Source organism: Streptomyces sp. NBC_00358 (genome assembly GCF_036099295.1).
GTDB lineage: Bacteria > Actinomycetota > Actinomycetes > Streptomycetales > Streptomycetaceae > Streptomyces.
In genome coordinates this window covers 2,439,966-2,460,689 of record NZ_CP107976.1, presented here as the reverse complement: position 1 = coordinate 2,460,689, position 20,724 = coordinate 2,439,966, and the positions used below count along the sequence as shown (strand labels likewise).

Here is a 20,724-nt window from a genome sequence, read left to right as displayed (position 1 = left end):
GAAGACGCTCACGAAATACGCTCGGTTCGTCCCTCCCCGGGCTCAGGAGGGAGCCGGTCCGGCCGATGTCCGTGCGCCGAGCACCGCGGGCGCCGTCGAGTGCGGCAGCAGGTCCCGGGGGTCGTCCGGCAGCAGCACCTCGACCTCCACCTCCTCGCGGAAGCGGTACGGCCGGTGGTCGAGGAGCCCGACCAGCCGGCGCCGTACGCGCGACAGTTCGGCCCGGACCGTGACGGTGCGGGTCGGATCGCCGAACAGGTCCACCGCGAGCTGGGCCGCGCTGCGTCCCTGACGGCGCACGGCGAGGACGTAGAGCAGTTCGGCGTGGCGCGGGCTCAGGTCCTGGGCCCAACTGCCCGCCGTGCCCGAGACGGTGATGTGCGGCCTGCGGGGGTCGCCGAGGTCGAGGACCACCCGGCCCGCGCTCCCCGTGTCGGCGGCTCCGGTGACGCGCAGCAGCCACCCGCCGGGCATCGGCTCGGCGACACACATCCCGAGCGTGGGCAGCCAGCTCAGGCCCGCGCCGAAGGAGTCGGGCAGCGGTACCCGGTCCACGGGAGGCATCCCGGTGACGGCGGCGAGCCAGCCGTGGGAGTCCACCACGAGCGCCGGGCCGTCCAGCCGGCACAGCAGCGGGGCGGCCACCGCGCGCAGCCGCTCGATGGACGTCAGATGCCTGGCGCGCAGTTCGCTTTCGGCCAGTCTGGACACGGAGTCGACCAGCGCGAGCGTGGCCGGATGGAAGGTGCTGTCCGGGCCGCTCACGTCGATGATCCCGAGCAGCCGGCCGTCGCGCGGGTCGTGGACGGGCGCCGCCGCGCACGTCCAGTCGTGCAGGGCGCGCACGAAGTGCTCGGCGGAGTGCACCTGGACCGGGGCGCCCGAGGACAGCGCGGTTCCGATGGCGTTGGTGCCGGTGGCGTCCTCGCCCCAGGCGGCGCCTTCCTCCAGGCAGATGGCGTCGGCCCGGCGCAGCACGCCCGGATTGCCCTCGCGCCACAGCACCCGGCCCTCGGGGTCGGTGACCACCATGATCTGCCGGGAGGCGTCGGCGACCGCCCCGAGTCCGCCGTGCAGGGTGGGCATCACATCGGCGAGCACGGTGGATGTCCGCCGGTGTTCGAGCTCGTCCGTCGGTAACAGGATGCTGCCCGTTCCCTGTTCGGGGTTGATACCGAAACGTTTCGCTCTCTGCCAGGACTGGCCGATCACCGGACGCGGGGTGATCGCGCCGCGTTCGCCCTTGACCGAGGCGGCCCAGGTCTCCTTCAGGTGCCCGGCCGTCGCGGACGCGTCCGACGGGGCGAAACGGGCGGGGTTGAACGATGTGATCTTCACAGGGCACTCCCGAAACCAGGCCCGCGGACGAAACCGCGACACCGCCGTCATCCCACATCGTGCCTGCTCTCGGCCGGGTCCGCCCGGCCTTCGCACAAGGTGAACAAAGGAATGCAACGGTCTGCAACTCTCGCCAACGGTCACAAGGTTCCTTGAAACTGACAGCGATGCCGCCTGCGCGGTGTCCTAGCTCCTCAACGGGGGCCAGCGGCGGGGGTGGTGCCGTGTCGGCGCGGCACCACCCCCGCTCCAGCGCCTCCGTCAGGACACCGGCCGGGCCCGCTCCACCACCGTGGCCAGATCCAGACTGTGCGGCAGCGTGCCGAAGGCCGTTCCCCAGTCACCGCCCAGCCGTGAGGCACAGAACGCGTCCGCCACCTCCGGGGGCGCGTACCGGACCAGCAGCGACCCCTGGAGCACCAGCGCGATCCGCTCGACGAGACGGCGGGCACGGGCCTCGATGCCGTCCAGGTCGGCGAGTTCGGTCAGCAGGTTCTTGATGGCCCCGTCCAGCCGGTGGTCCGCGCCGCGGGCCCGGCCCACCTCCCGCAGATACGCGTCCAGGGCTCCCGGCTCCCGCTGCAGCGCGCGCAGGACGTCCAGCGCCTGCACATTGCCGGCGCCCTCCCAGATGGAGTTGAGCGGCGACTCGCGCAGCAGTCGCGGCATGCCCGACTCCTCGACGTAGCCGTTGCCGCCCAGGCACTCCAGCGCCTCCACCGCGACCGGCGTACACCGCTTGGTCACCCAGTACTTGGCGGCCGGCACCGCGAGCCGCAGGAACGCCCGCTCCTGCTCGCTCCCGTCGTCGTAGGCCGCGGCCAGCCGCATCGCCAGCGTGGTCGCCGCCTCCGACTCCAGGGCCAGATCCGCGAGCACGTTGCGCATCAGCGGCTTGTCGAGAAGCCGGCCGCCGAAGGCCTCACGGTAGGTGGAATGGTGGATCGCCTGCGCGACGGCCTGCCGCATCAGCGAGGCCGAACCGAGCACACAGTCCAGCCGGGTCGCGGCCACCATCTCGATGATGGTGCGCACCCCGCGCCCCTCGTCGCCCACCCGGCGCGCCCAGGTCCCGTCGAACTCGACCTCGCTCGACGCGTTCGACCGGTTGCCGAGCTTGTCCTTGAGCCGCTGGATGCGGAACACGTTCCGGGTGCCGTCCTCCAGGACACGCGGCACCAGGAAACAGGTCAGCCCGCCCGGAGCCTGCGCCAGCACGAGGAAACCGTCCGACATCGGCGCCGAACAGAACCACTTGTGCCCGGTCAGCGCGTACGTGCCGTCCTCGGCGAGCGGCCGCGCCTCGGTCGTGTTCGCGCGTACGTCGCTGCCGCCCTGCTTCTCCGTCATGCCCATACCGAAGAGGACGCCGGCCTTCTGGGAGGCGGGCCGCAGCTCCTGGTCGTAGACCGTGGACGTCAGGCGCGGCTCCCACTCCGCGGCGAGCGCCGGATCGGTGCGCAGCGCGGGCACGGCCGCGTGGGTCATCGACAGCGGGCAGCCGTTGCCCGCCTCGGCCTGCGTCCAGATCACGAAGCCCGCCGCGCGCCTGAGGTGTCCGCCGGGGCGGGTCCAGGCCGTGGTCAGACCCGCCGACACGCCCTTGCCCAGGAGACGGTGCCAGGACGGATGGAAGTCGACCTCGTCGATCCGGTTGCCGTAACGGTCGTGGCTACGCAGCTTCGGCGGGTTCTCGTTGGCCAGCGCACCCCACTCCTGGACCTGGGCGGAACCGGTCGTCCGGCCGAGCGCCGACAGTTCCTCGCGCGCCTCCTCTAGAAGCTCTGGATCGAGATGCCGGTCGACCGCCTCCACGAGGGCCCGGTCGGCGGCGAATACGTCATATCCGACCAGGGGCGGAGCCTGGTTGGTCACGGTGTGGGTGCTGGCTGCCATACCGCTACCGTAAGGACGTGCACCAGGCAAAAGAAACACCTGAACGGCCTCGTCCGGGCCGCTTTCATCGCGCGCGCGCGCTCTACCGGAACGTTTCCAAGCGCAGGACCGCCTGGCTGCTGATCAAGGACACGGTCAACTCGTGCATGGAGTACCGGATCCTGGGGCTGGCGGCCGAGGCCGCCTTCTTCACGCTCCTGTCCGTGCCGCCGCTGCTGCTGAGCATGGTCGGGCTGCTCGGATACGTGGACGCCTGGACCGGCGCCGACACCATCGCCAGCGTGGAGTCCAACATCCTGGACGCGTCCCGCAGGGTGCTGACTCAGAAGGGCGTGCACCAGATCGCCGAGCCGATCCTGCACGACGTGATGAAGGGCGGCCGGCCCGACATCATCTCGCTCGGCTTCCTGTTCGCCCTGTGGTCGGGCTCGCGCGCGGTCAACGTCTTCGTCGACACCATCACCGTGATGTACGGCCTCGACGGCACCCGGGGCATCGTGAAGACCCGGGTGATGTCGTTCCTGCTGTTCATCGTGGCGCTGCTGATCGGCTCGGTCCTGCTCCCGCTGATGGTGGCGGGCCCGGACGTCGTGGTGCACGTGGTGCCGTGGTCGACGACCGTCGTGCAGGTCCTGTACTGGCCGGTCGTCATCGTCCTGTCGGTGGCCTTCCTGACGACGCTCTACCACGTGTCCGTCCCGGTGCGTTCTCCCTGGGTCGAGGACGTGCCGGGCGCCCTGGTGGCTCTGGCCATGTGGGTGCTCGGCAGCTTCCTGCTCCGCATCTATCTGACCAACGCCATCGAGGGCCCCTCGATCTACGGCTCGCTCGCCGCGCCGGTGGCCGTCCTGCTGTGGATCGGTGTCGCCGCCTTCGCCGTCCTGGTGGGCGCGGCCGTCAACGCCGCCATCGACCGGGTGTGGCCGGCCGCCGCCACCGCCGCCGCGCGTGCCGCCAACGAGCGGCAGCGCGAGGCCCAGGCCGCCGAGTACGTTGCCCGCGTCGCCTCGCACCGTTCCTACGACGCCGATCCCGAAGACCCGGACATGCCCTCCGAGTTCCCGGAGCGCTGGTCGCGCTTCCTGCCCCCGGAGGACGTGACCTCCCGCCTGCGCACACACGCCAGGAACACCCATCACACCCGGAAGAACGGCGAGGAGCACCCGCCGCCGGAGTGAGCCCGAACCCCGGCTACTGCGCAGGGGCCTGCTCCCCGGGCAGCCGGGCGAACAGGTCGACGCCGTTGCCGTCCGGGTCGTGCACGACGGCGTACCGCATGCCCCAGAAGGCGTCCCAGGGCTTGAGCTCGCCATGATGGCCGGCGCCGACGAGCTCCCCGTACACGGAGTCGACCTCGGCCGGGCTGTCGCAGAGGAAGGCGAGCGACACCCTGCCGCCGCCGCTCGGGGGCCGCCACCCGGCGTGGAACGAGCGGATGGTGTCCTCCGTGTCCAGCGCGAGGCGCAGCCCGCCGGGCAGCTCGGCCTCGACGTGCGGCTCGTTCTCGGCGCCCTCGGGGAACACGAGTCCGAGCCGGCGGTAGAAGGCGAGGGAGGCGGCCATGTCGGAGACGGCCAGCCCGATGACATCGAATCGTGGAGTCATACGACCACCGTAGGCGCGCCGAGCCCGCCCGGAGCGGGAGTCGTACCTGGCGTCGCGAGCCGGACGGGACTTCCGCAAGACGTCCTAGGCTCCGGGCATGGTCTTTCGCGTTCTCGTGTACACCCGTACGACGGGCTACCGGCACGACTCCATTCCGGCCGCCGTCGCGGCCGTGCGCGCCCTCGGTGACGCGCACGGATTCGCGGCCGACGCCACCGAGGACCCCGCGGTCTTCGAGGCGCCCCTCGACCCGTACGCGGCGGTCGTCTTCCTGTCGACGAGCGGCGAGGTCCTGACGCCGCCCGGCCGCGCCCGGCTCGCGGCCCACGTCGAGGGCGGCGGCGGTTTCGTCGGGGTGCACGCCGCCGCCTGCACCGAGTACGAGTGGCCGCACTACGGCGAACTGCTCGGCGCCCGTTTCGACCGGCACCCGGACCTCCAGCCGGGCAGGGTCCTGGTCGAGGACCACGGGCATCCCGCCACCCGGCACCTGCCGCCGGTGTGGGGGTTCACGGACGAGTGGTACGACTTCCGCTCCAATCCGCGCGGCTCGGTACGTGTCCTCGCCTGCGCCGACGAGTCCTCCTACGAGGGCGGGGGAATGGGTGACGACCACCCGTTGGTGTGGTGCCGGGAACAGGGGGCCGGCCGGGTCTTCTACACCGCGCTCGGACACACCGCGCGGGCGTACGAGGACCCGACCTTCCGCGCACACCTGCTCGGCGGCATCCTCTGGGCGGCGCGCAGGACCGCCGGCGCCCCGGACCCGGCGGCCTGACCCGGCCCGCACGGCGCCACCGGCCGCCCCGCACCCCGGGGCCGATATCGGCCGAACAGGGGACATCCGCAGGAATACCGGGAGGCGATGTGGTGCTCTGATCTTTACGACTCGCGACGGTGAGGAGTTGGTCCCGGATGGCGGTGCACACGGCGGATCAGGTGGCGCGGACGAAGGACCCGGTCGTCGCCACCCCCTACGGAGCGGTCCGCGGCCGTTGGGAGAACGGGATCGCGGTCTTCCGGGGAATCCCCTACGCCGCCCCGCCCTTCGGCGCCCGCCGCTTCCGTCCGCCCGTGCCGCCCGAACCCTGGGACGGGGTCCGGGACGCCGGCGCGTTCGGTCCCACGCCGCCGAAGCCGCCGTACTCCGAGGCGTTCGCCCGGCTCCTCGCCGACCCCGTCGTGCCCGGCGACGACTGCCTCAACCTGAACGTGTGGACCCCGGAGCCGGACCAGGGCGCCCGGCTTCCCGTCATGGTGTGGATCCACGGCGGGGCACTGACCCGCGGTTCCTCGGCCGTGCCCGTGTACGACGGACGCGCCTTCGCCCGCGACGGCGTGGTCCTCGTATCCGTCAACTACCGCCTGGGCGTGGAGGGTTACGGCCTCTTCCCGGACGCGCCCGCCAACCCCGGACTGCGCGACCAGCTCGCCGCGCTGGAGTGGGTGCGGGAGTCCGTCGCCCGGTTCGGCGGCGACCCCGACCGGGTGACCGTCTTCGGCGAGTCCGCCGGAGCCATCAGCATCGGCGCGCTGCTCGCGAGCCCGCGCGCCCAGGGACTGTTCCACCGGGCGGTCCTGCAGAGCGGGCCGCCCGAGGCGAGCGACCGGGACAAGGTGCGCCGGATGGTGCGCAGGATGGCCACCCGGCTGAGGATTCCCGCGACGGCGGAGGCGTTCGCCGCCGTCGACCGCGACCTGCTCCTGCGCACCCAGGCCGACGTGGGCAGGCTCAGCAGTCCGGTCCTCGGCGGTCCCGCCTTCGGCATCGTCGTCGACGGCGACCTCGTGCCGCGCGACCCGCTGGAGGCGCTGGTCGAGGGCGCCGCGCCCGACGTCGGCCTGCTGCTCGGCTGGACCCGCGACGAGTACCGGCTGTGGCTCGTACCGGGCGGGCTCCTGGAGCGCGTCGACCGGCTCGGCCCGGTCGCCCTGGCCGGTGCGATGGCCCGCTGCCACTGCGGCCACGAGGTGCCCCGCGGCTACCGTGCCGTCCACCCGGAGGGCGGCACCGCCGATCTCGTCGGCCAGATGATCACCGACCATCTCCTGCGGATCCCGCTGCACCGCCTCGCCGACGCGCGCAGCGGCCGGCCCACCGCGTCCCTCGACGCGGATGTTCCCGGCGGGCACCGGGCTCCCGCCCATGTCTACGAGTTCGCCTGGCCGTCGAACGTCCCCGGCCTCGGTGCGTGTCACGCCCTGGAACTTGGCTTCGTCTTCGACACCGCCGACCTGCCGGAAGCGGCGAAGCTCGCGGGCGAGGGCGCCCCGCGGGAGCTGGCGGACGCCATGCACGGAGCGTGGGTGCGGTTCGCGGTCGACGGCGAACCGGGGTGGGCCGCCTGGGACGACTCGCACCCGGTCCGCGTCTTCGGCGCCGGTGACCCGCACACCGTGCTCGGCCCGCGCGACCGCGAACTCGCCCTGTGGGAAGCCGAATCGGTGCGAGCCGCGGCCAGACCCGCCGCCAGACCCGCGGACAGGCCGCCGGCCGGGTCCGCAGCCGGAGCCGCGGCCGGGTCCGCAGCCGGAGCCGCGGACGGGTCCGCAACCGGAGCCGGAGCCGGAGCCGCGGGCGGAGCCGCAGCCGGGCCCGTGGAAGAACCCGCAGCCGGGTCCGCGGGGCAGCCCGGGTGCGAGCCCACGGGCAGCCCGGCGGGCTCCGCGGAGGGCCCGCCGACCGCACGCCCTCCTGTCGCCGACCCCTCCGCGCGCATCTCGACACCGCTCTCGGCCGTACGACGCTTCCGCCGCTCGGGAGGCGCGGGCCGGCCGTGAGACCGGCCCGGACACGGGCCGGGCACCTCTGCTCCGCGGTGTGAGGCGGGGTGCGGCGCGGGCGGCCCGGCAGGCTGCCGGAATGCGCGGGTGCCGCTGCGTGTGTGCCGTTGCGTCACGGGCCCGCGCGGTGGTCCGCGGAACACGCGGCGTCTCGCGGGGTTGCGTGGTGGTCCGCGTCCCCGCGTGCGGCGGTCCGCGGGGACAGGCGGGGACGTGTGGAGCTACCTGGCCGGCGGCGGGTGTGTGCCGTCGCGTCACGGGCCTGCCTGGTGGTCCTCGGGCCTGTGCGTGACGGTCTGCGGGGACGAGGCAGGGTCGGTCCGGGCCCTCCCCGGCCGGCAGCGGGGCCGTGCGGGGGCCTCTCGGGTCCGCGCGGTGGTCCGGGCCTGTGTGTGACGGTGTGCTGGGGCAGGTGGGGCATGTGGGCCTTCCCGGCCGGCAGCGGGGTTGTGCCGGGGGGCTCGGGCCTGCGCGGCGGTCCGTGGGGCCAGTCGGGCGGGCTGTGGGAGCGAGCGGGTGTCGCGCGGGCCCAACCGGGCGGGCTGCGGGAATGCGCGGGGGTTTCCGCGCGCCCGGTGGGCGGGGCGCGGGAACACGCGGGTGCCGCCGCGCGGCTACGCGGCGGGTCGCAGTGCCGTCGATATGCCCGTGATCGCCTCCGGGCCCACCCGGCAGCACCCGCCGATCAGCCGGGCCCCCGCCCGTTCCCAGCCGTCGACCTGCGCGGCCGTGAACGTGGAGCCGCCGGTCCAGGCGCGGGCACCGGCGTCCCAGGCCTCGCCGCTGTTCGGATAGACCACGACCGGTTTCCCGGTCACGCGCGCCGCCGTGGCGACGGCGCCGTCGACGTCCTCGGGGGCGCAGCAGTTGACCCCGACCGCGACGACCTCGTCCGCCTCGGCGGCCAGGGCGAAGGCATCCTCCAGCGGCTGCCCGGCCCGCGTCCGGTCACCGGCCACGCTGTACGACAGCCACGCCTGGACGCCGAGCCCGCGCACTCCTCGCAGCAGCGCCCGTGCCTCGTCCGTGTCCGGGACCGTCTCCAGGGCGATCACATCGGGCGCGGCGGCGGCCAGCACCTCCAGGCGCGGCCGGTGGAACCGCTCCAGCTCCGCGACGCTCAGCCCGTACCGTCCCCGGTACTCCGAACCGTCCGCGAGCATCGCGCCGTACGGGCCCACCGACGCGGCGACCCACAACGGCCGCGTGACGCCCTTCGCGTGCGCGCGACGGGCGGCCTCGCGTGCCAGCCCGACGCTCAGGCCGAGCAGTTCGGCCACCCGTGCGCGCGGGATGCCGCGCCCCGCGAATCCCTCGAACGTCGCCTGGTAGCTGGACGTGATCGCCACGTCCGCGCCCGCCTCGTAGTACGCGAGATGCGCCTCGACGATCGCCTCGGGCCGGTCCGCGAGCAACCGAGCGGACCACAGCGTGTCGCTCAGGTCGTGTCCGGCCGCTTCGAGCTGGTTGGACATGCCTCCGTCGAGCACGACCGTGCCGGATGACAGGGCGGCGGCGAGGGTGAGGGCGTTGTCGCTGGCCATGTCACGACGCTAGCCGATCGGTGGCGCCGCGCCCGGCGCGGTCCACCCGCTGAACACTCGTCCCGCGGGGTGAGACGCGCGGGCCTGTCCGGTCGCCGGGTGCCGCGCGCGGGCCCGTACGCGCTCGGGGCCGGCCGTCCACCGGGAGCGCGTGCCGATCGGCGGCATCGCGGTCGGCCACCGGACGGACGGCGCCCCCGCGCGCAAGGCGCCCGTATCGCGGAACGTCGACGTGGACTCGTCCGCCGACGCCGACGCCGAGGCGGAACGGACGCCGACGCCGACGCGGGCGCGGAACGGACGAGTCGTGCGCCCGCGGCGCTGGGGCCCGCACCACTGAACCGCTGACGCGGCCGTCCCCGCTCCCTGGCCTGGGGGCATGTTGCGTGACAGGTTCGACGAGGTCGCCGAGCTCTGCGACCGGGCCCGCCCCGCCTGTCCGGCCGCCCTAGGCGCCCCTCCGAAAGCCCGGTCCGTCCGCCCCGTTGACCTCGCCGTAGTACGCGCTTACTTTTTCGGCGGCAACGTTCGTAATCGCAGATAGTGTTCGGCATACCGGACGGACGGTCACTGTATGAGCCGCAAGAGCCGCAAGAGCACACCGAGCGACGTGAGGCGCGTGTACGCCCTTCTCCTCGCCCTCTGTCTGGCGGTCGCCGGGGGACTCCTCGCCGCCGCACCCGCCCAGGCGGCGGCCCAGACCATCACCAACGGCACCCAGTTCAGCGACACTTCGGGCGCCGCGGTGCACGCGCACGGCGGCGGGGTCGTCAAAGTGGGCAGTTACTACTACTGGTTCGGCGAGAACCGCAACGCCGACAACACCTTCAGATACGTCGACGCCTACCGCTCCACCGACCTGAAGAACTGGGAGTTCCGCAATCACGTCCTGACCCGGTCGAGCGCCGCCGAGCTGGGCACCGCCTACATCGAGCGGCCCAAGGTCATGTACAACGCGTCCACGGGCAAGTTCGTCATGTGGATGCACAAGGAGAACGGCGTCGACTACAGCGAGGCCCGTGCCGCCGTCGCCGTGTCGGACACGGTGGACGGTGCCTACACCTACCAGGGCAGCTTCCAGCCGCTCGGCCAGTACATGTCCCGTGACATCACGACCTTCGTCGACACCGACGGCACCGGCTACATGGTCTCCGCCGCCCGTGAGAACTACGACCTCCAGATCTACCGGCTCACCGCCGACTACACCGGCATCGCGGCCCTGGTCGCCGACCCCTGGCACGGCGGACACCGCGAGGCGCCCGCGCTCTTCAAGCGGAACGGCGTCTATTTCATGCTGACCTCCGCCGCCACCGGCTGGAGTCCCAACCAGCAGCAGTACGCCACCGCCACCTCGCTCGCCGGCCCCTGGACCGCGATGACGAATGTCGGCGACTCCACGGCGTACGGCTCGCAGACCGCCTACGTCCTTCCCGTGCAGGGGACTTCGGGCACCTCGTACCTCTACATGGGTGACCGCTGGGGCGACTCCTTCGGTGGCACGGTCGACGACTCCCGCTACGTCTGGCTGCCGCTCGCCTTCCCGACGACGACCACGATGTCCCTGTCCTGGTTCCCGGAGATCGCCGTGGACACGGCAGCCGGGACGCTCGGCGGGACGAGCGCCACCTACGAGACCCTGACGGCCCGTCATTCCGCCAAGTGCGCGGACGTGCCCAACCAGTCGCTGTGGCAGGGTGTCGCGCTCGCCCAGTACACCTGCAACGGCGGAACGAACCAGAAGTTCTGGTTCAAGTCCCTGGGCAGCGGCTACTACGAGCTGATGGGCCGGGGCAGTTCCCTGTGCCTGACCGAGAACGCCACCGGGGTCACCCAGGAGAACTGTGCCGGCGCCACCACCCAGCAGTGGTCGGTGACCGCCTCCGGAAGCTATGTGCTCCTCAAGGCCAGGACGTCCGGCGAGTGCCTGGACGTGTCCGGCGCGTCCACCGCCAACTCGGCGGCCCTCATCACGTACGCCTGCAACGGGGCTGCCAACCAGCAGTGGACACGCGGCACTTGAGATGCCCGATCAGGGGCGCGGGCCCCGGCTTCAGGCCAGCAGGTCCAGAGCGTCGATCGACGTTCCGGCGCTGAGATACGACGTCGTCCCCGAACCGCTCACCACGTCGATCTTCAGCACGTTGTACTGGCTGGTGTCGGTGAGCCAGGCGCTGGCCGGCACGCTGTAGGTGAACGTGTAGTTGTTGCCGCGGTACGAACCGACCGTCAGGGAACGGGTGCTCGGCTGGGTGGGCGGCGAAGGGACCGACGACACCCAGCTGTTCACCGTGATCTGCGGGCGGCCGTTCGCGTACGCGGTGGTGACCCCGATCCGCAGGGTGTGCGCGGCGGCGGCCTGCGCGGCCGTCAGCTTGAAGTAGACCAGCAGACCGCTGTTGACGTCCTTCCAGATGTACGCCGGGAAGGACACGGTCTCGCTGCCGCTGCCGATGACCACGTTGCCGGTCCACGCGGCCGCCCGCACGTCGGACGGATGCGCGTACGTCATCAGGTCCGCGTTCTTGAAACCGGCGGGCGTGCCGTCCCAGGTGCCGATCCGCCAGATGGCGCTCGCGTTGGCCGGGTCGTTCGAGGACGCGACGGCGATGGAGTTCAGCGTGGTCGTGGCACCGGCCGTGACCGTCACCGAGGCTGTGTGGACGGCGAGTTCGCCCTTGAACACCGTGAGGGTGTACGTCCCCGGCAGGACGCCCGCGATCGAGAAGTATCCGTCCGAGGCCCGCGCCGAGCCCCAGTACTGGGCGGCCGAGCCGGCCAGCCCGACGGTGTACGCGTAGGCGGTGTCGCGTCCCGTGATGCCGACCCCCGCGACCCGTCCCCGGCCGCTCGCCGCGACATACCCGGAGATGCCGAGCGAGTCCGCCCACGCGGTGGTCAGCGTGCCCGGATACAGCGAGGAGGAGGGTGAGCCGCCGTCCGTGAAGGCGATGACGTACGGGCCCTGGAGGCCGAAGCGTTCGGCCTCGGTCTGGTTCTCGCCGTAGTACAGGATCTCGTACAGGCCGCCGCCGTCCGTGCCCTGGTGGCGCAGCAGGGAGCGGTAGAACGGGCCGCCGGACGCCTTCTCGTGGTTGGACCGGACGATGTACAGGCCGACGCTCCCGGTGGTCCAGCCGATCGCGGAGTAGTCGATGACGCGGCGCTTGGCGTAGTGCTTCGAGCGGGTCTGGCCGTCCGACTTCGCGAACACGTCCGCGGACTCGATGACGGTCGGCGCGTAAGTGTAGGAATCGGGCTCGTCGTTGAGGAACAGACCCGCCTTGACGCGCACGATGTAGCGAGTGGCGCTGACCGAGGTGTCGGCCTTGTTGGTCCACAGGTAGACGTTGTTCTCGCCGCTGCGGGCCGCGTAGTAGTGCTTGAGCGTGCCGTAGGCGACGGAGACCAGGATCGTCGTGCCGGACTGCGTGATCGTCACGGTCGAGGTACCGAGGCCGGACTCGACGTGCGAGTTCTTGCCGCCGTAGCCCTGGTACTCGGTGCCCTTGTAGACCAGTGAGGTGAGGTCGCCGTTGGTCTTGCTCACCTTGAAGACCAGGCTCGCGCCGGTGTCGACGACGTAGTTGGAGCCGTCGTCGCTCCAGCCGAAGGCCGCGGCGGACGCGGCGGTCGCGAGCGGTCCGGCGAGGGCCGCGGTGCCGGCGGCGGCAGCGCCGCCGAGCACGAAGGCGCGGCGTCGGACCGGCCTGTTCAGGGATCCGGACATGGGGGGTGCCTCCTTCGGGGTGGTGAGGTCGTGAGGTGGGGGGTGCGGATGTTTCGCAGGGTGACAGTCGAACCGTCATCGCGAAAGGGCTTTCGTACTTCACAAGTTGGCGCTTGTATAAAATCCGGCCGCCCACTAGTAAGCGCTTGCCCTGGAGCGGTACCGTCCTGCCGCCAGGTGTCCGCCCGTCGTGAGGAGCCGCGCATGAGACGTCTCACCATCGCCGCACCGCTGCTGGCGGTGGCCGTCGCCGGTACGCTGTCGGCCGCACCGGTCCAGGCCGGCACGGGGCGCCCGGTGCCGGGCATGGACAACTGCGCGGCGAACGCCTGTCACTTCGACGTCCCGCCGGGCACGTACGACGTCCGGGTGCGGCTCGGCGGAGGCGCCGCGGCCAGTACGTCCATCGGCGGCGAGACCCGCCGCTCCCTGCTCCCCGAGACCGCCACCGAAGCCGGCCGGCCCGTGACGCGCGGTTTCACCGTGAACGTCCGTACCCCCGAGGGCGAGCCGACCGGACCCGAGGGCACCCCTGGCCTGGACCTCGTCATCGGCGGTTCCGCCCCCGCGCTCGCCGGCATCCGGGTGACCCCCGCCGCCACCCGGGAAGCCGGTTCCGGCCGGCCCGCGGACGGCCGCATCCGCACCCGGCAGATCTTCCTGGTCGGCGACTCGACCGTCTGCGACCAGCCCGGCGACCCGTACTCCGGCTGGGGCCAGCAACTGCCGCAGTACTTCAGGAAGGGTCTGTCCGTCGCCAACTACGCGGATTCCGGGGAGAGTACGGTCACCTACCTCGCGGACCCGGCGCTCTTCCCGACCGTTCAGCCGCTGATCCGCGCGCACGACCTGGTACTCATCCAGCTCGCCCACAACGACAAGACGACGGACGAGCCGACCTATCGCGCGAACCTGGAGACGCTGGTCGCGGGCGTCCGCGCGCGGGGCGGCGAGCCCGTCCTCGTCACGCCGATCGTCCGCCGCTGGTTCAACGCGGACGGCACCCTGGACAACGGCACCGCGCTGCTGGTGAACGGCCTGGGCGTGGACCTCCCGGCCGTCATCCGCTCGGTCGCCGCCACCGAGGACGTACCGCTCATCGACCTCACGGCGAAGACCAAGGCCCTCGTCGAGTCCCTCGGCCCCGAGGGCTCGAAGGCGGTCTACCTCTACGACGAGAAGCGCGACAACACCCACACCTCGGTGCACGGCGCCACGGTGTACGCGGCCCTGGTCCGCGACGAACTCCTCGCCCTGCGTCTGGTGCCGAGGGGCCTGGTGCGGGTGGGATGAAACCCTGGGGCGTCCCGACCGGAACCGGGGCGCCCCAGGTATCCACCGGACGCCCGGCCACGCAGAACCGGACGCCCGGCCGCCCGGAACCGACGCCCGGAGTACCGGGAGGCCAGGCGTGGTCCGGACGCCGGGCGCAGACCCGACAGGAGGCCCCAGTGACGCCCGCCGACCCTTCCGAGGACCGCTCCCTGAGCCCGTACACCGGCTGCACGCGCGCCCATTGGGAGGCCGTCGCCGACTCACTGCTCGCCGCGGTCGCGCCGTACGCCACCGACGACGGAGCCCTCTACCACTTCCCCGGACAGCACCCGAGCACGTCCGGCAGGCTCTCCGACGGACTGGAGGGCTACGCCCGTACGCTGCTGCTGGCAGGCTTCCGTCGCGACGAGAAGGTCCTGGAGCGGTACGCGCGGGGGCTGGCCGCCGGAACGGCGGGCGTCTGGCCCCGGATCGAGGACCGCAGCCAGCCGCTCGTCGAGGCCGCGTCGGTCGCGCTGGCGCTGCGGCTGACCCGGCCGCTGCTGTGGGACCGTCTGGACGACCGGGTGCGGCAGCGCGCCGCCGAGTGGCTCGGCGACGCCCTGACGGCCGAACCCTGGCCCTGCAACTGGGAGTTGTTCCCGGTGACGGTCGGCGGCTTCCTGGCGGAGATCGGGTACGAGCCCGACGCGTCGCGCGCGGCGATCGACCGGGGCCTGGAACGCATCGAGGGGTGGTACCTGGGCGACGGCTGGTACACCGACGGCGACGGGCGCAAGTTCGACTACTACAACGGCTGGGCGATGCACCTGTACCCGGTGCTGCACGCGTGGCTGGCGGACGACACCCGGCTGCTGGACCTGTACGCGGGGCGTCTGGAGGCCCATCTCGCCGACTACGCCCGCCTGTTCGGCGGCGACGGCGCACCGATGGCACAAGGCCGCTCGCTCACCTACCGCTTCGCGACCACCGCACCCCTGTGGCTGGGCGCGCTGACCGGCCGCACACCCCTGTCCCCGGGAGAGACCCGCCGCCTGGCCTCGGGCGCCCTGCGCTACTTCCTCGACCGCGGCGCGGTGGACGACGACGGCCTGCTCACCCTCGGCTGGCGCGGCCCCGACGAGTCGTTCCTCCAGCACTATTCCGGCCCCGCGTCACCGTACTGGGCGAGCAAGGCCTTCGTCGGGCTGCTGCTGCCCCCGGACCACGAGGTCTGGACGGCCCCGGAAGAGCCGGGCCCCACGGAACGCGCCGACGCCGTCACCCCGGTCGGTCCTCCCAACTGGCTTTTGCAGTGCACGAGTTCGGACGGCCTGGTCCGCCTGCACAACCACGGCAGCGAGGACGTCCGCTACGACCCCTTCTACACGCGGCTCGCGTACTCGACGGTGACGGAGCCGTGCCCGTCGCCGTCCGCGGGGTCGTCGCCGTCGCTGTCGTACGACAACAGCGTGATCGTCGGTGGCGACGCGCGCCGTACGGGGATCGAGCCGCTGGGCGTCGGGGAGGGCTGGGCGGCGTCCCGGCACACCGTCTCGGAAGGAGTCGAGGCCGTCTCCCTCGTGGTGGCGCGCGGTGCCGTGGAGGTGCGGGCCCATCTGGTGTCGGGGGCGGACCCGGGCACGCCGGTACGGGTCACGGGGTGGGCGGTGCGCGGCGAGGCGTGGTGCGAACTCCTGCCCGCGCACGGTCTGTCGGGGGCCGGGGAGGGCCTGACGGGCGTCACCGAGGAGGCGCCGTCCCTGTTCGTCGCCCTCGTCCGCCTCAGCGCCGACCGGGACCCCCTCCCGCTCGTGGACCTGGTGTCCGTGCGGGTGACGACACCCGGGGGCGCGCGACCGGGAGCCCACGAGTTGACGGTGACCTGGGCCGAGGGAGGAACGGTGGGCTTCCGGTTCGACGGCAGCGGTGGGATCGTCCACCTGGGCGACGGCGGCCTCCCGGCCGTTCCCTACAGTTCGGGGTGAGGCGGAAACGGGTCCGCGGGGGCAGGGGGTATGTGATGGGCGGTTCGGACGAGGGCCGGGGTCTCCTGGGCGGCATGGGCGGCCTCGGCGGTACGGCGGGAGGCGACCGGGCCGACGCGGAGCGGATGATCGCGGAGGCGCGGAAGGCGTTCTTCGTCATGTTCGGCTTCGTCGCGATCGTCTGGCTGGTGCAACTGGCCAACTACGCCGACCACTACGCCTTCTCGCGCGACCACGGGGTGGTGGCCGGCGACTTCGGCACCTTGCCCGACGTCCTGAGCGCGCCCTTCCTGCACTGGAGCTGGGCGCACATCGAGAGCAACTCCGGCCCGCTGTTCGTCTTCGGGTTCCTCGCCGCCTACCGGAGTGTGGCCCGCTTCCTCGCCCTGAGTCTGCTCGTGGCGGTGACCAGCGGGCTCACGGTGTGGTTCTTCGAACGAGGCGGTGTGGACACGGTGGGCGCCAGTGGCCTGATCTTCGGGTACTTCGGCTACGTCGTGGTCCGGGGGGTCTTCGACCGGCATCTGATCGACACGCTGATCGGTGTCGTCATGGCGGCCTCCTTCGCCTACCTGCTCACCGTCGCCGTGCCCGGGACGCCGGGAGTGAGCTGGCTCGGGCACCTCGGCGGTCTGATCGGCGGTCTGATCGGAGCCTGGCTCTTCCGCGACCGAGGTCCCCGCTCCCACGGGCCCACCCCCACTACCGGCGCCCCGGCCCGCCGCACCCCGCAGACGGACACCGGCAACCCGCGCGCGGACCTGCACAAGGAACTGGGCGATCTGGGGCTGCTCTAGGCCGTGCCGGCACGTTCGGTCCCGTGCGTGCCGCGCTCGCTCAGGACCTGACGGACCTGGTCCTGCTCCTCGGCGGACGTCGAGGTCCGGACGGATGCGTGGACGGCGTCGCAGGGCGGGTGAGCGGGCTCACCACGTCCGCCACTCGTCCGTGAGCTCGTACCTGCCCAGTCCGTGGCGGGCGGTCAGCGCGACGATGTCGACCCCGTGCTCGGTGAGCGACCGGTCGATGTAGTCGCACAGCCGCTCCCGCTCGTCGGTCTCGAAGGCCCTCTGCGCGTGGGCGTCGTTCACGGCGTTCAGGGCCAGGACGACCCGTTCCACCACCGCGAGGACCTGCTCGTCGCCGGCCTCGCCCAGCCGGGGAAGTTCGCCCTCGAAGCTGTCGAGGACCGCGTCGGTGTCGGCGAGCAGTCCGTCCGGGAACAGCGCGGCCAGGTGCGCGCACGCGGGATCCAGGGTCCCGGCGGCAAGCTCCTCGGCTTCCGCGGCCGTGCCCTCGCGCCAACCCGTGGTCGGTCTCTCAGTCATGTCCGGGACCGTACAGGCGAGGACTGACAACGGCCGGTGTCATGGGCCGGAGGCGGTCGGACCGCGTGCTCGTCGTCGGCTCGCGGCCAGTTCTCCAGGGCCACGTGCAGGGCGTCAAGGGCGTGCCGCCACGACGTCTCCACGGCGCGAGGGGCGCCGAATCCGCCGATCGCCTCAAGGTTGCAGTAGCCGTGGAAGGTGCCGCGCAACAGACGTACGGCGTCGGTGAGATCGGGCTCGGCCAGTCCGTAGGCGCGGAGCATGCCGTACGTGACCTCGGCGGTACGGCGGTAGGTCGTCGTCCCGGCGACGAGGGCCGGGTCGAGCTGGGTGTGGGTGGCCCGGTAGCGACCGGGCCGCTCCAGCGCGTACGCGCGGTAGGCGTCGGCGAAGGCCACGAGCGCGTCCTTGCCGGCCCGTCCGGCCACGGCGGTGGCGATCCGGTCGATCATCTCGCCGGACGCGAGCAGGGCGATGCGCTCGCGCAGCTCCCGCAGGTTCTTCACATGCGCGTACATGCTCGCGTCCTTCACCCCGAACTGCCGGGCGAGCGCGGCCACGGTGACGTTCTCGAAGCCGACCTCGTCCGCGAGATCGGCCGCGGCCAGTACCACCCGCTCGGTCGTGAGCCCGGCACGAGCCATGAGGACCACCTTCTCGCCACAGTCCATTTCCTTGGGAACCCAGGCAGAACCCTAGTCCCGGTGCACACCGGAGGGCCGCCGTGCCCACGGAAGCCCGCACGCAACGGACATCCGTGATGCCAACAGGCGCATGGGAAAAGCCAGTTGACCGATCCAAGTCGTCCCGCCAACACGAGGGCGCCGCCCGCCGTTCATGCTCCGCGTCGAATGTCCTCATGACGCGCCCGCAGGGGCGGGGCGGGACTCAGGAGGCGGTCATGGGGCACACGCACGGACACGAGCACGGGCACCACCATCACCACGATCACGACCGCGAGGCGGCGGGCGCCCCGCTGCCCGCCGCCTTCGACACCTCCGTGCCCGACGAGGCCCTCACCCCGGAGCAGCAGTCGCGCCGCTCGATGCTGCGCCGCGCGGGACTGCTCGGCGCGGGCCTCGCCGCCGGCGGCGTCCTCGCTGGGGCCGCCACCCCCGCGTACGCCTCCACGGGCGGCCGGCGGAGAGACGGCTTCCTGTGGCTGGCCGGGGATCACCACATCCACACCCAGTACAGCAGCGACGGCAAGTACCGCGTCCGCGACCAGGTCCGGCAGGGCGCGGCGCACGGTCTGGACTGGATGGTCATCACCGACCACGGAAGCGAGACGCACGCCAAGATCGGCGTGGACAAGGTCAACCCGGACATCCGGGAGGCCCGGGACGCCTACGAGGACACCCTCGTCTTCCAGGGCCTGGAGTGGAACATCCCGGCCGCCGAGCACGGCACCGTGTTCGTCCACCCGGGCCGCAACGAGGTCGCGGTCCTCAAGCAGTTCGAGACCGACTACGACGGCAGCGTCAAGAACGCCTCCGACTCGACGCCCGCCAACGAGGCGCTCGCCATCGCGGGCCTCAACTTCCTTTCCGAGCAGGTCCAGCGGCGCCGCGTCAAGGACATCCTGATGCTGGCCAACCACCCCGCCCGCAAGGGCCTCGACTCCCCGCACGAGATCCGTGCCTGGCGCGACGCGACGCCCGCGTCCCACCGGATCGCCGTCGGCTTCGAGGGCGCGCCTGGTCACCAGGGCGGCGGTATCGAGAAGACGTACGGCATGGGTGTCGCGCGCGGTCTGTACGACAACAGCCCGAGCGCCAACTCCTTCGTCGGCTACCCGCCGGAGAGCTACCGCACCTGGGGCGGCTTCGACTGGATGACCGCCACCGTCGGGGGCCTGTGGGACAGCCTCCTCGCCGAGGGCAAGCCCTGGTGGATCACCGCCAACTCCGACTCCCACCAGGTCTACACCGACACCGCCGTACGCGGCGGACCGGACAGCGACTTCACCGCCAACGGCCGGCACACCGACCCGGTCTACGGCGGCAGGATCGACCTCACGCAGGGCGACTACTGGCCCGGCCAGTACAGCCGTACGCACGTCGGCTCCGACGGATTCTCGTACGCCGCCGTGATGGACGGCATCCGCGCCGGACGGGTGTGGGTCGACCACGGGCAGCTCGTGAGCGGGCTCGACGCGCGGGTCTCCGGCGGCGGCCGCTGGGCCACCCTGGGCGGCGCGCTGCACGTGCGCAAGGGCACCCGGGTCACCCTGACCGTGGACCTCGGACTGGCCGGCGGCCCCAACTGGGCGGGATTCGTGCCGAAGGTGGCGCGCGTCGACGTCATCCAGGGCGAGGTGACGGGCCCGGCGACGGACCGGGACACGATCACCGCCCCCACCGCGCGGGTCGCCAAGTCCTACGAGGTGGACAAGTCGGCCGGCACTGTCCGCCTCACCTACGACCTCGGCGCCGTCGACCGCCCGGTGTACGTCCGTCTGCGCGGCACCGACGGCAACCGCTCCGCCGTCGGCCTGAGGGGCGCGGCGGTCGACCCGGCGGGTCCGGCCGTGGACGTCCTCGGCGACGCCGACCCGTGGACGGACCTGTGGTTCTACTCCAACCCGGTGTGGGTCCTCCCGTCATGAGCGAGTGGTACGTCGTCGGAGTCGACACCGGTCACACGGGAGCCCTGCGGGAGGCCGACCACCTGCTGCGCGCGCTGGCGGTCGAACTCGGCCTGACGGATGACGTGCTGGGCTGCACGCACCACGTGAGGGACGGAGGGCGGCCGCACACGGCGCTGTCCTTCGCCGTGCCGTCGGAGCGTGCGGCCCGCGCCCTCCGGCGGCGGCTCACCGCTCCCGGGTCAGGGCGGTCCGGCGCCGACACCCTTCTCGGCGGCGGGATCCTCCTGGGCGTCGCCCTCGGCGGTGAGCGGCACGGGCCCGACGAGCTCGCGGCCGGGGCCGCCCACGCCGCCGCCGAGCACACGGCGCGCACGGGCGGCCGTGCCGTCCTGTACCCGGGGGCCGTCGCCCTCACCGGTGTCCTGACCGTCGCACGGCTGCTGGAACTCTCCGCGGTGGAGCGCGTCGCCGTCCTCGGCGCGCCCGAAGGCGCCGCGCCGGAGCGGCGGTTGGTCACCCGTGACCACGTACGACCGGAGTGGCGCGAGGGGCATCTCGTCCTCACGGCGATGCCGGCGGCGGGCGGAACCCTGGCCCCCTTCGAGGTGCCGGACCCGACCCCCTGCTGCGCCGACCACTGAGCCCGCCGAACAAGGCACGACACGGCACG

General features: G+C 72.5%; 16 protein-coding genes. 9 read left to right on the top strand and 7 right to left on the bottom strand.

The genetic code is table 11. The features are described from left to right. Positions 1-42: 42 nt before the first annotated feature. Entirely contained in the window at positions 43-1,338 is a 1,296-nt protein-coding gene (locus OHT01_RS10135) for a GAF domain-containing protein (protein WP_443043378.1), read from the bottom strand. A gap of 261 nt (positions 1,339-1,599) precedes the next feature. Beyond that, positions 1,600-3,234, bottom strand: a complete 1,635-nt coding sequence (locus OHT01_RS10130) for an acyl-CoA dehydrogenase family protein (RefSeq protein ID WP_328552805.1) — start codon at positions 3,232-3,234, stop codon at positions 1,600-1,602. Between the two features lie 17 nt (positions 3,235-3,251). On the opposite strand from OHT01_RS10130, the gene OHT01_RS10125 reads away from it, so the two are divergent. Then, positions 3,252-4,412 (top strand): YihY/virulence factor BrkB family protein, encoded by a 1,161-nt coding sequence (locus OHT01_RS10125; RefSeq protein WP_328552804.1) that lies wholly within the window; start codon positions 3,252-3,254, stop codon positions 4,410-4,412. A gap of 13 nt (positions 4,413-4,425) precedes the next feature. On the opposite strand, the gene OHT01_RS10120 is transcribed toward OHT01_RS10125, so the two are convergent. Continuing rightward, positions 4,426-4,839 carry a VOC family protein gene (locus tag OHT01_RS10120; protein ID WP_328552803.1) on the bottom strand — a complete coding sequence of 138 codons (414 nt, stop codon included), beginning with the start codon at positions 4,837-4,839 and terminating at the stop codon, positions 4,426-4,428. Between the two features lie 97 nt (positions 4,840-4,936). Between OHT01_RS10120 and OHT01_RS10115 the strand changes: the two genes are divergently transcribed. Both OHT01_RS10115 and OHT01_RS10110 read left to right on the top strand, forming a co-directional pair. Beyond that, the gene (locus OHT01_RS10115) at positions 4,937-5,617 is read left to right on the top strand and encodes a ThuA domain-containing protein (RefSeq protein WP_328552802.1); all 681 of its coding nucleotides are present in this window, start codon (positions 4,937-4,939) and stop codon (positions 5,615-5,617) included. Positions 5,618-5,754: 137 nt separating this feature from the next. Further along, a complete protein-coding gene (locus tag OHT01_RS10110) occupies positions 5,755-7,620 on the top strand; it encodes a carboxylesterase/lipase family protein (RefSeq protein WP_328552801.1) in 1,866 nt (621 codons plus the stop codon). A 617-nt stretch (positions 7,621-8,237) separates the two neighbouring features. On the opposite strand, the gene mmuM is transcribed toward OHT01_RS10110, so the two are convergent. Then, the gene (gene mmuM, locus OHT01_RS10105) at positions 8,238-9,167 is read right to left on the bottom strand and encodes a homocysteine S-methyltransferase (RefSeq protein WP_328552800.1); all 930 of its coding nucleotides are present in this window, start codon (positions 9,165-9,167) and stop codon (positions 8,238-8,240) included. A 610-nt stretch (positions 9,168-9,777) separates the two neighbouring features. Between mmuM and OHT01_RS10100 the strand changes: the two genes are divergently transcribed. Continuing rightward, positions 9,778-11,187 carry an RICIN domain-containing protein gene (locus OHT01_RS10100; protein ID WP_328558075.1) on the top strand — a complete coding sequence of 470 codons (1,410 nt, stop codon included), beginning with the start codon at positions 9,778-9,780 and terminating at the stop codon, positions 11,185-11,187. A 30-nt stretch (positions 11,188-11,217) separates the two neighbouring features. Here the strand turns inward: OHT01_RS10100 and OHT01_RS10095 are convergent, their stop codons facing one another. Beyond that, entirely contained in the window at positions 11,218-12,894 is a 1,677-nt protein-coding gene (locus OHT01_RS10095; protein WP_328552799.1) for a rhamnogalacturonan lyase B N-terminal domain-containing protein, read from the bottom strand. Between the two features lie 204 nt (positions 12,895-13,098). Between OHT01_RS10095 and OHT01_RS10090 the strand changes: the two genes are divergently transcribed. The 3 genes from OHT01_RS10090 to OHT01_RS10080 all read left to right on the top strand — a co-directional run bounded on the left by OHT01_RS10090 (position 13,099) and on the right by OHT01_RS10080 (position 16,933). Next, positions 13,099-14,187 carry a rhamnogalacturonan acetylesterase gene (locus OHT01_RS10090; RefSeq protein ID WP_328552798.1) on the top strand — a complete coding sequence of 363 codons (1,089 nt, stop codon included), beginning with the start codon at positions 13,099-13,101 and terminating at the stop codon, positions 14,185-14,187. A 158-nt stretch (positions 14,188-14,345) separates the two neighbouring features. Beyond that, entirely contained in the window at positions 14,346-16,136 is a 1,791-nt protein-coding gene (locus OHT01_RS10085) for a DUF2264 domain-containing protein (RefSeq protein WP_328552797.1), read from the top strand. A 35-nt stretch (positions 16,137-16,171) separates the two neighbouring features. Further along, positions 16,172-16,933, top strand: coding sequence for a rhomboid family intramembrane serine protease (locus tag OHT01_RS10080; protein WP_328552796.1), 762 nt, complete (start codon positions 16,172-16,174; stop codon positions 16,931-16,933). 129 nt (positions 16,934-17,062) lie between these two features. Here the strand turns inward: OHT01_RS10080 and OHT01_RS10075 are convergent, their stop codons facing one another. Together OHT01_RS10075 and OHT01_RS10070 are read right to left on the bottom strand one after the other, a co-directional pair. Continuing rightward, positions 17,063-17,464 (bottom strand): hypothetical protein, encoded by a 402-nt coding sequence (locus OHT01_RS10075; protein ID WP_328552795.1) that lies wholly within the window; start codon positions 17,462-17,464, stop codon positions 17,063-17,065. Then, positions 17,461-18,108, bottom strand: a complete 648-nt coding sequence (locus OHT01_RS10070; RefSeq protein WP_328552794.1) for a TetR/AcrR family transcriptional regulator — start codon at positions 18,106-18,108, stop codon at positions 17,461-17,463. The genes OHT01_RS10075 and OHT01_RS10070 overlap by 4 nt, the downstream gene beginning before the upstream one ends. A gap of 257 nt (positions 18,109-18,365) precedes the next feature. On the opposite strand from OHT01_RS10070, the gene OHT01_RS10065 reads away from it, so the two are divergent. Next, on the top strand, positions 18,366-20,072 hold the full coding sequence (locus tag OHT01_RS10065; RefSeq protein ID WP_328552793.1) for a PHP domain-containing protein: 1,707 nt from the start codon (positions 18,366-18,368) through the stop codon (positions 20,070-20,072). Further along, entirely contained in the window at positions 20,069-20,695 is a 627-nt protein-coding gene (locus tag OHT01_RS10060) for a hypothetical protein (protein ID WP_328552792.1), read from the top strand. Before OHT01_RS10065 ends, OHT01_RS10060 begins: the two co-directional genes overlap by 4 nt. Positions 20,696-20,724 lie beyond the last annotated feature (29 nt).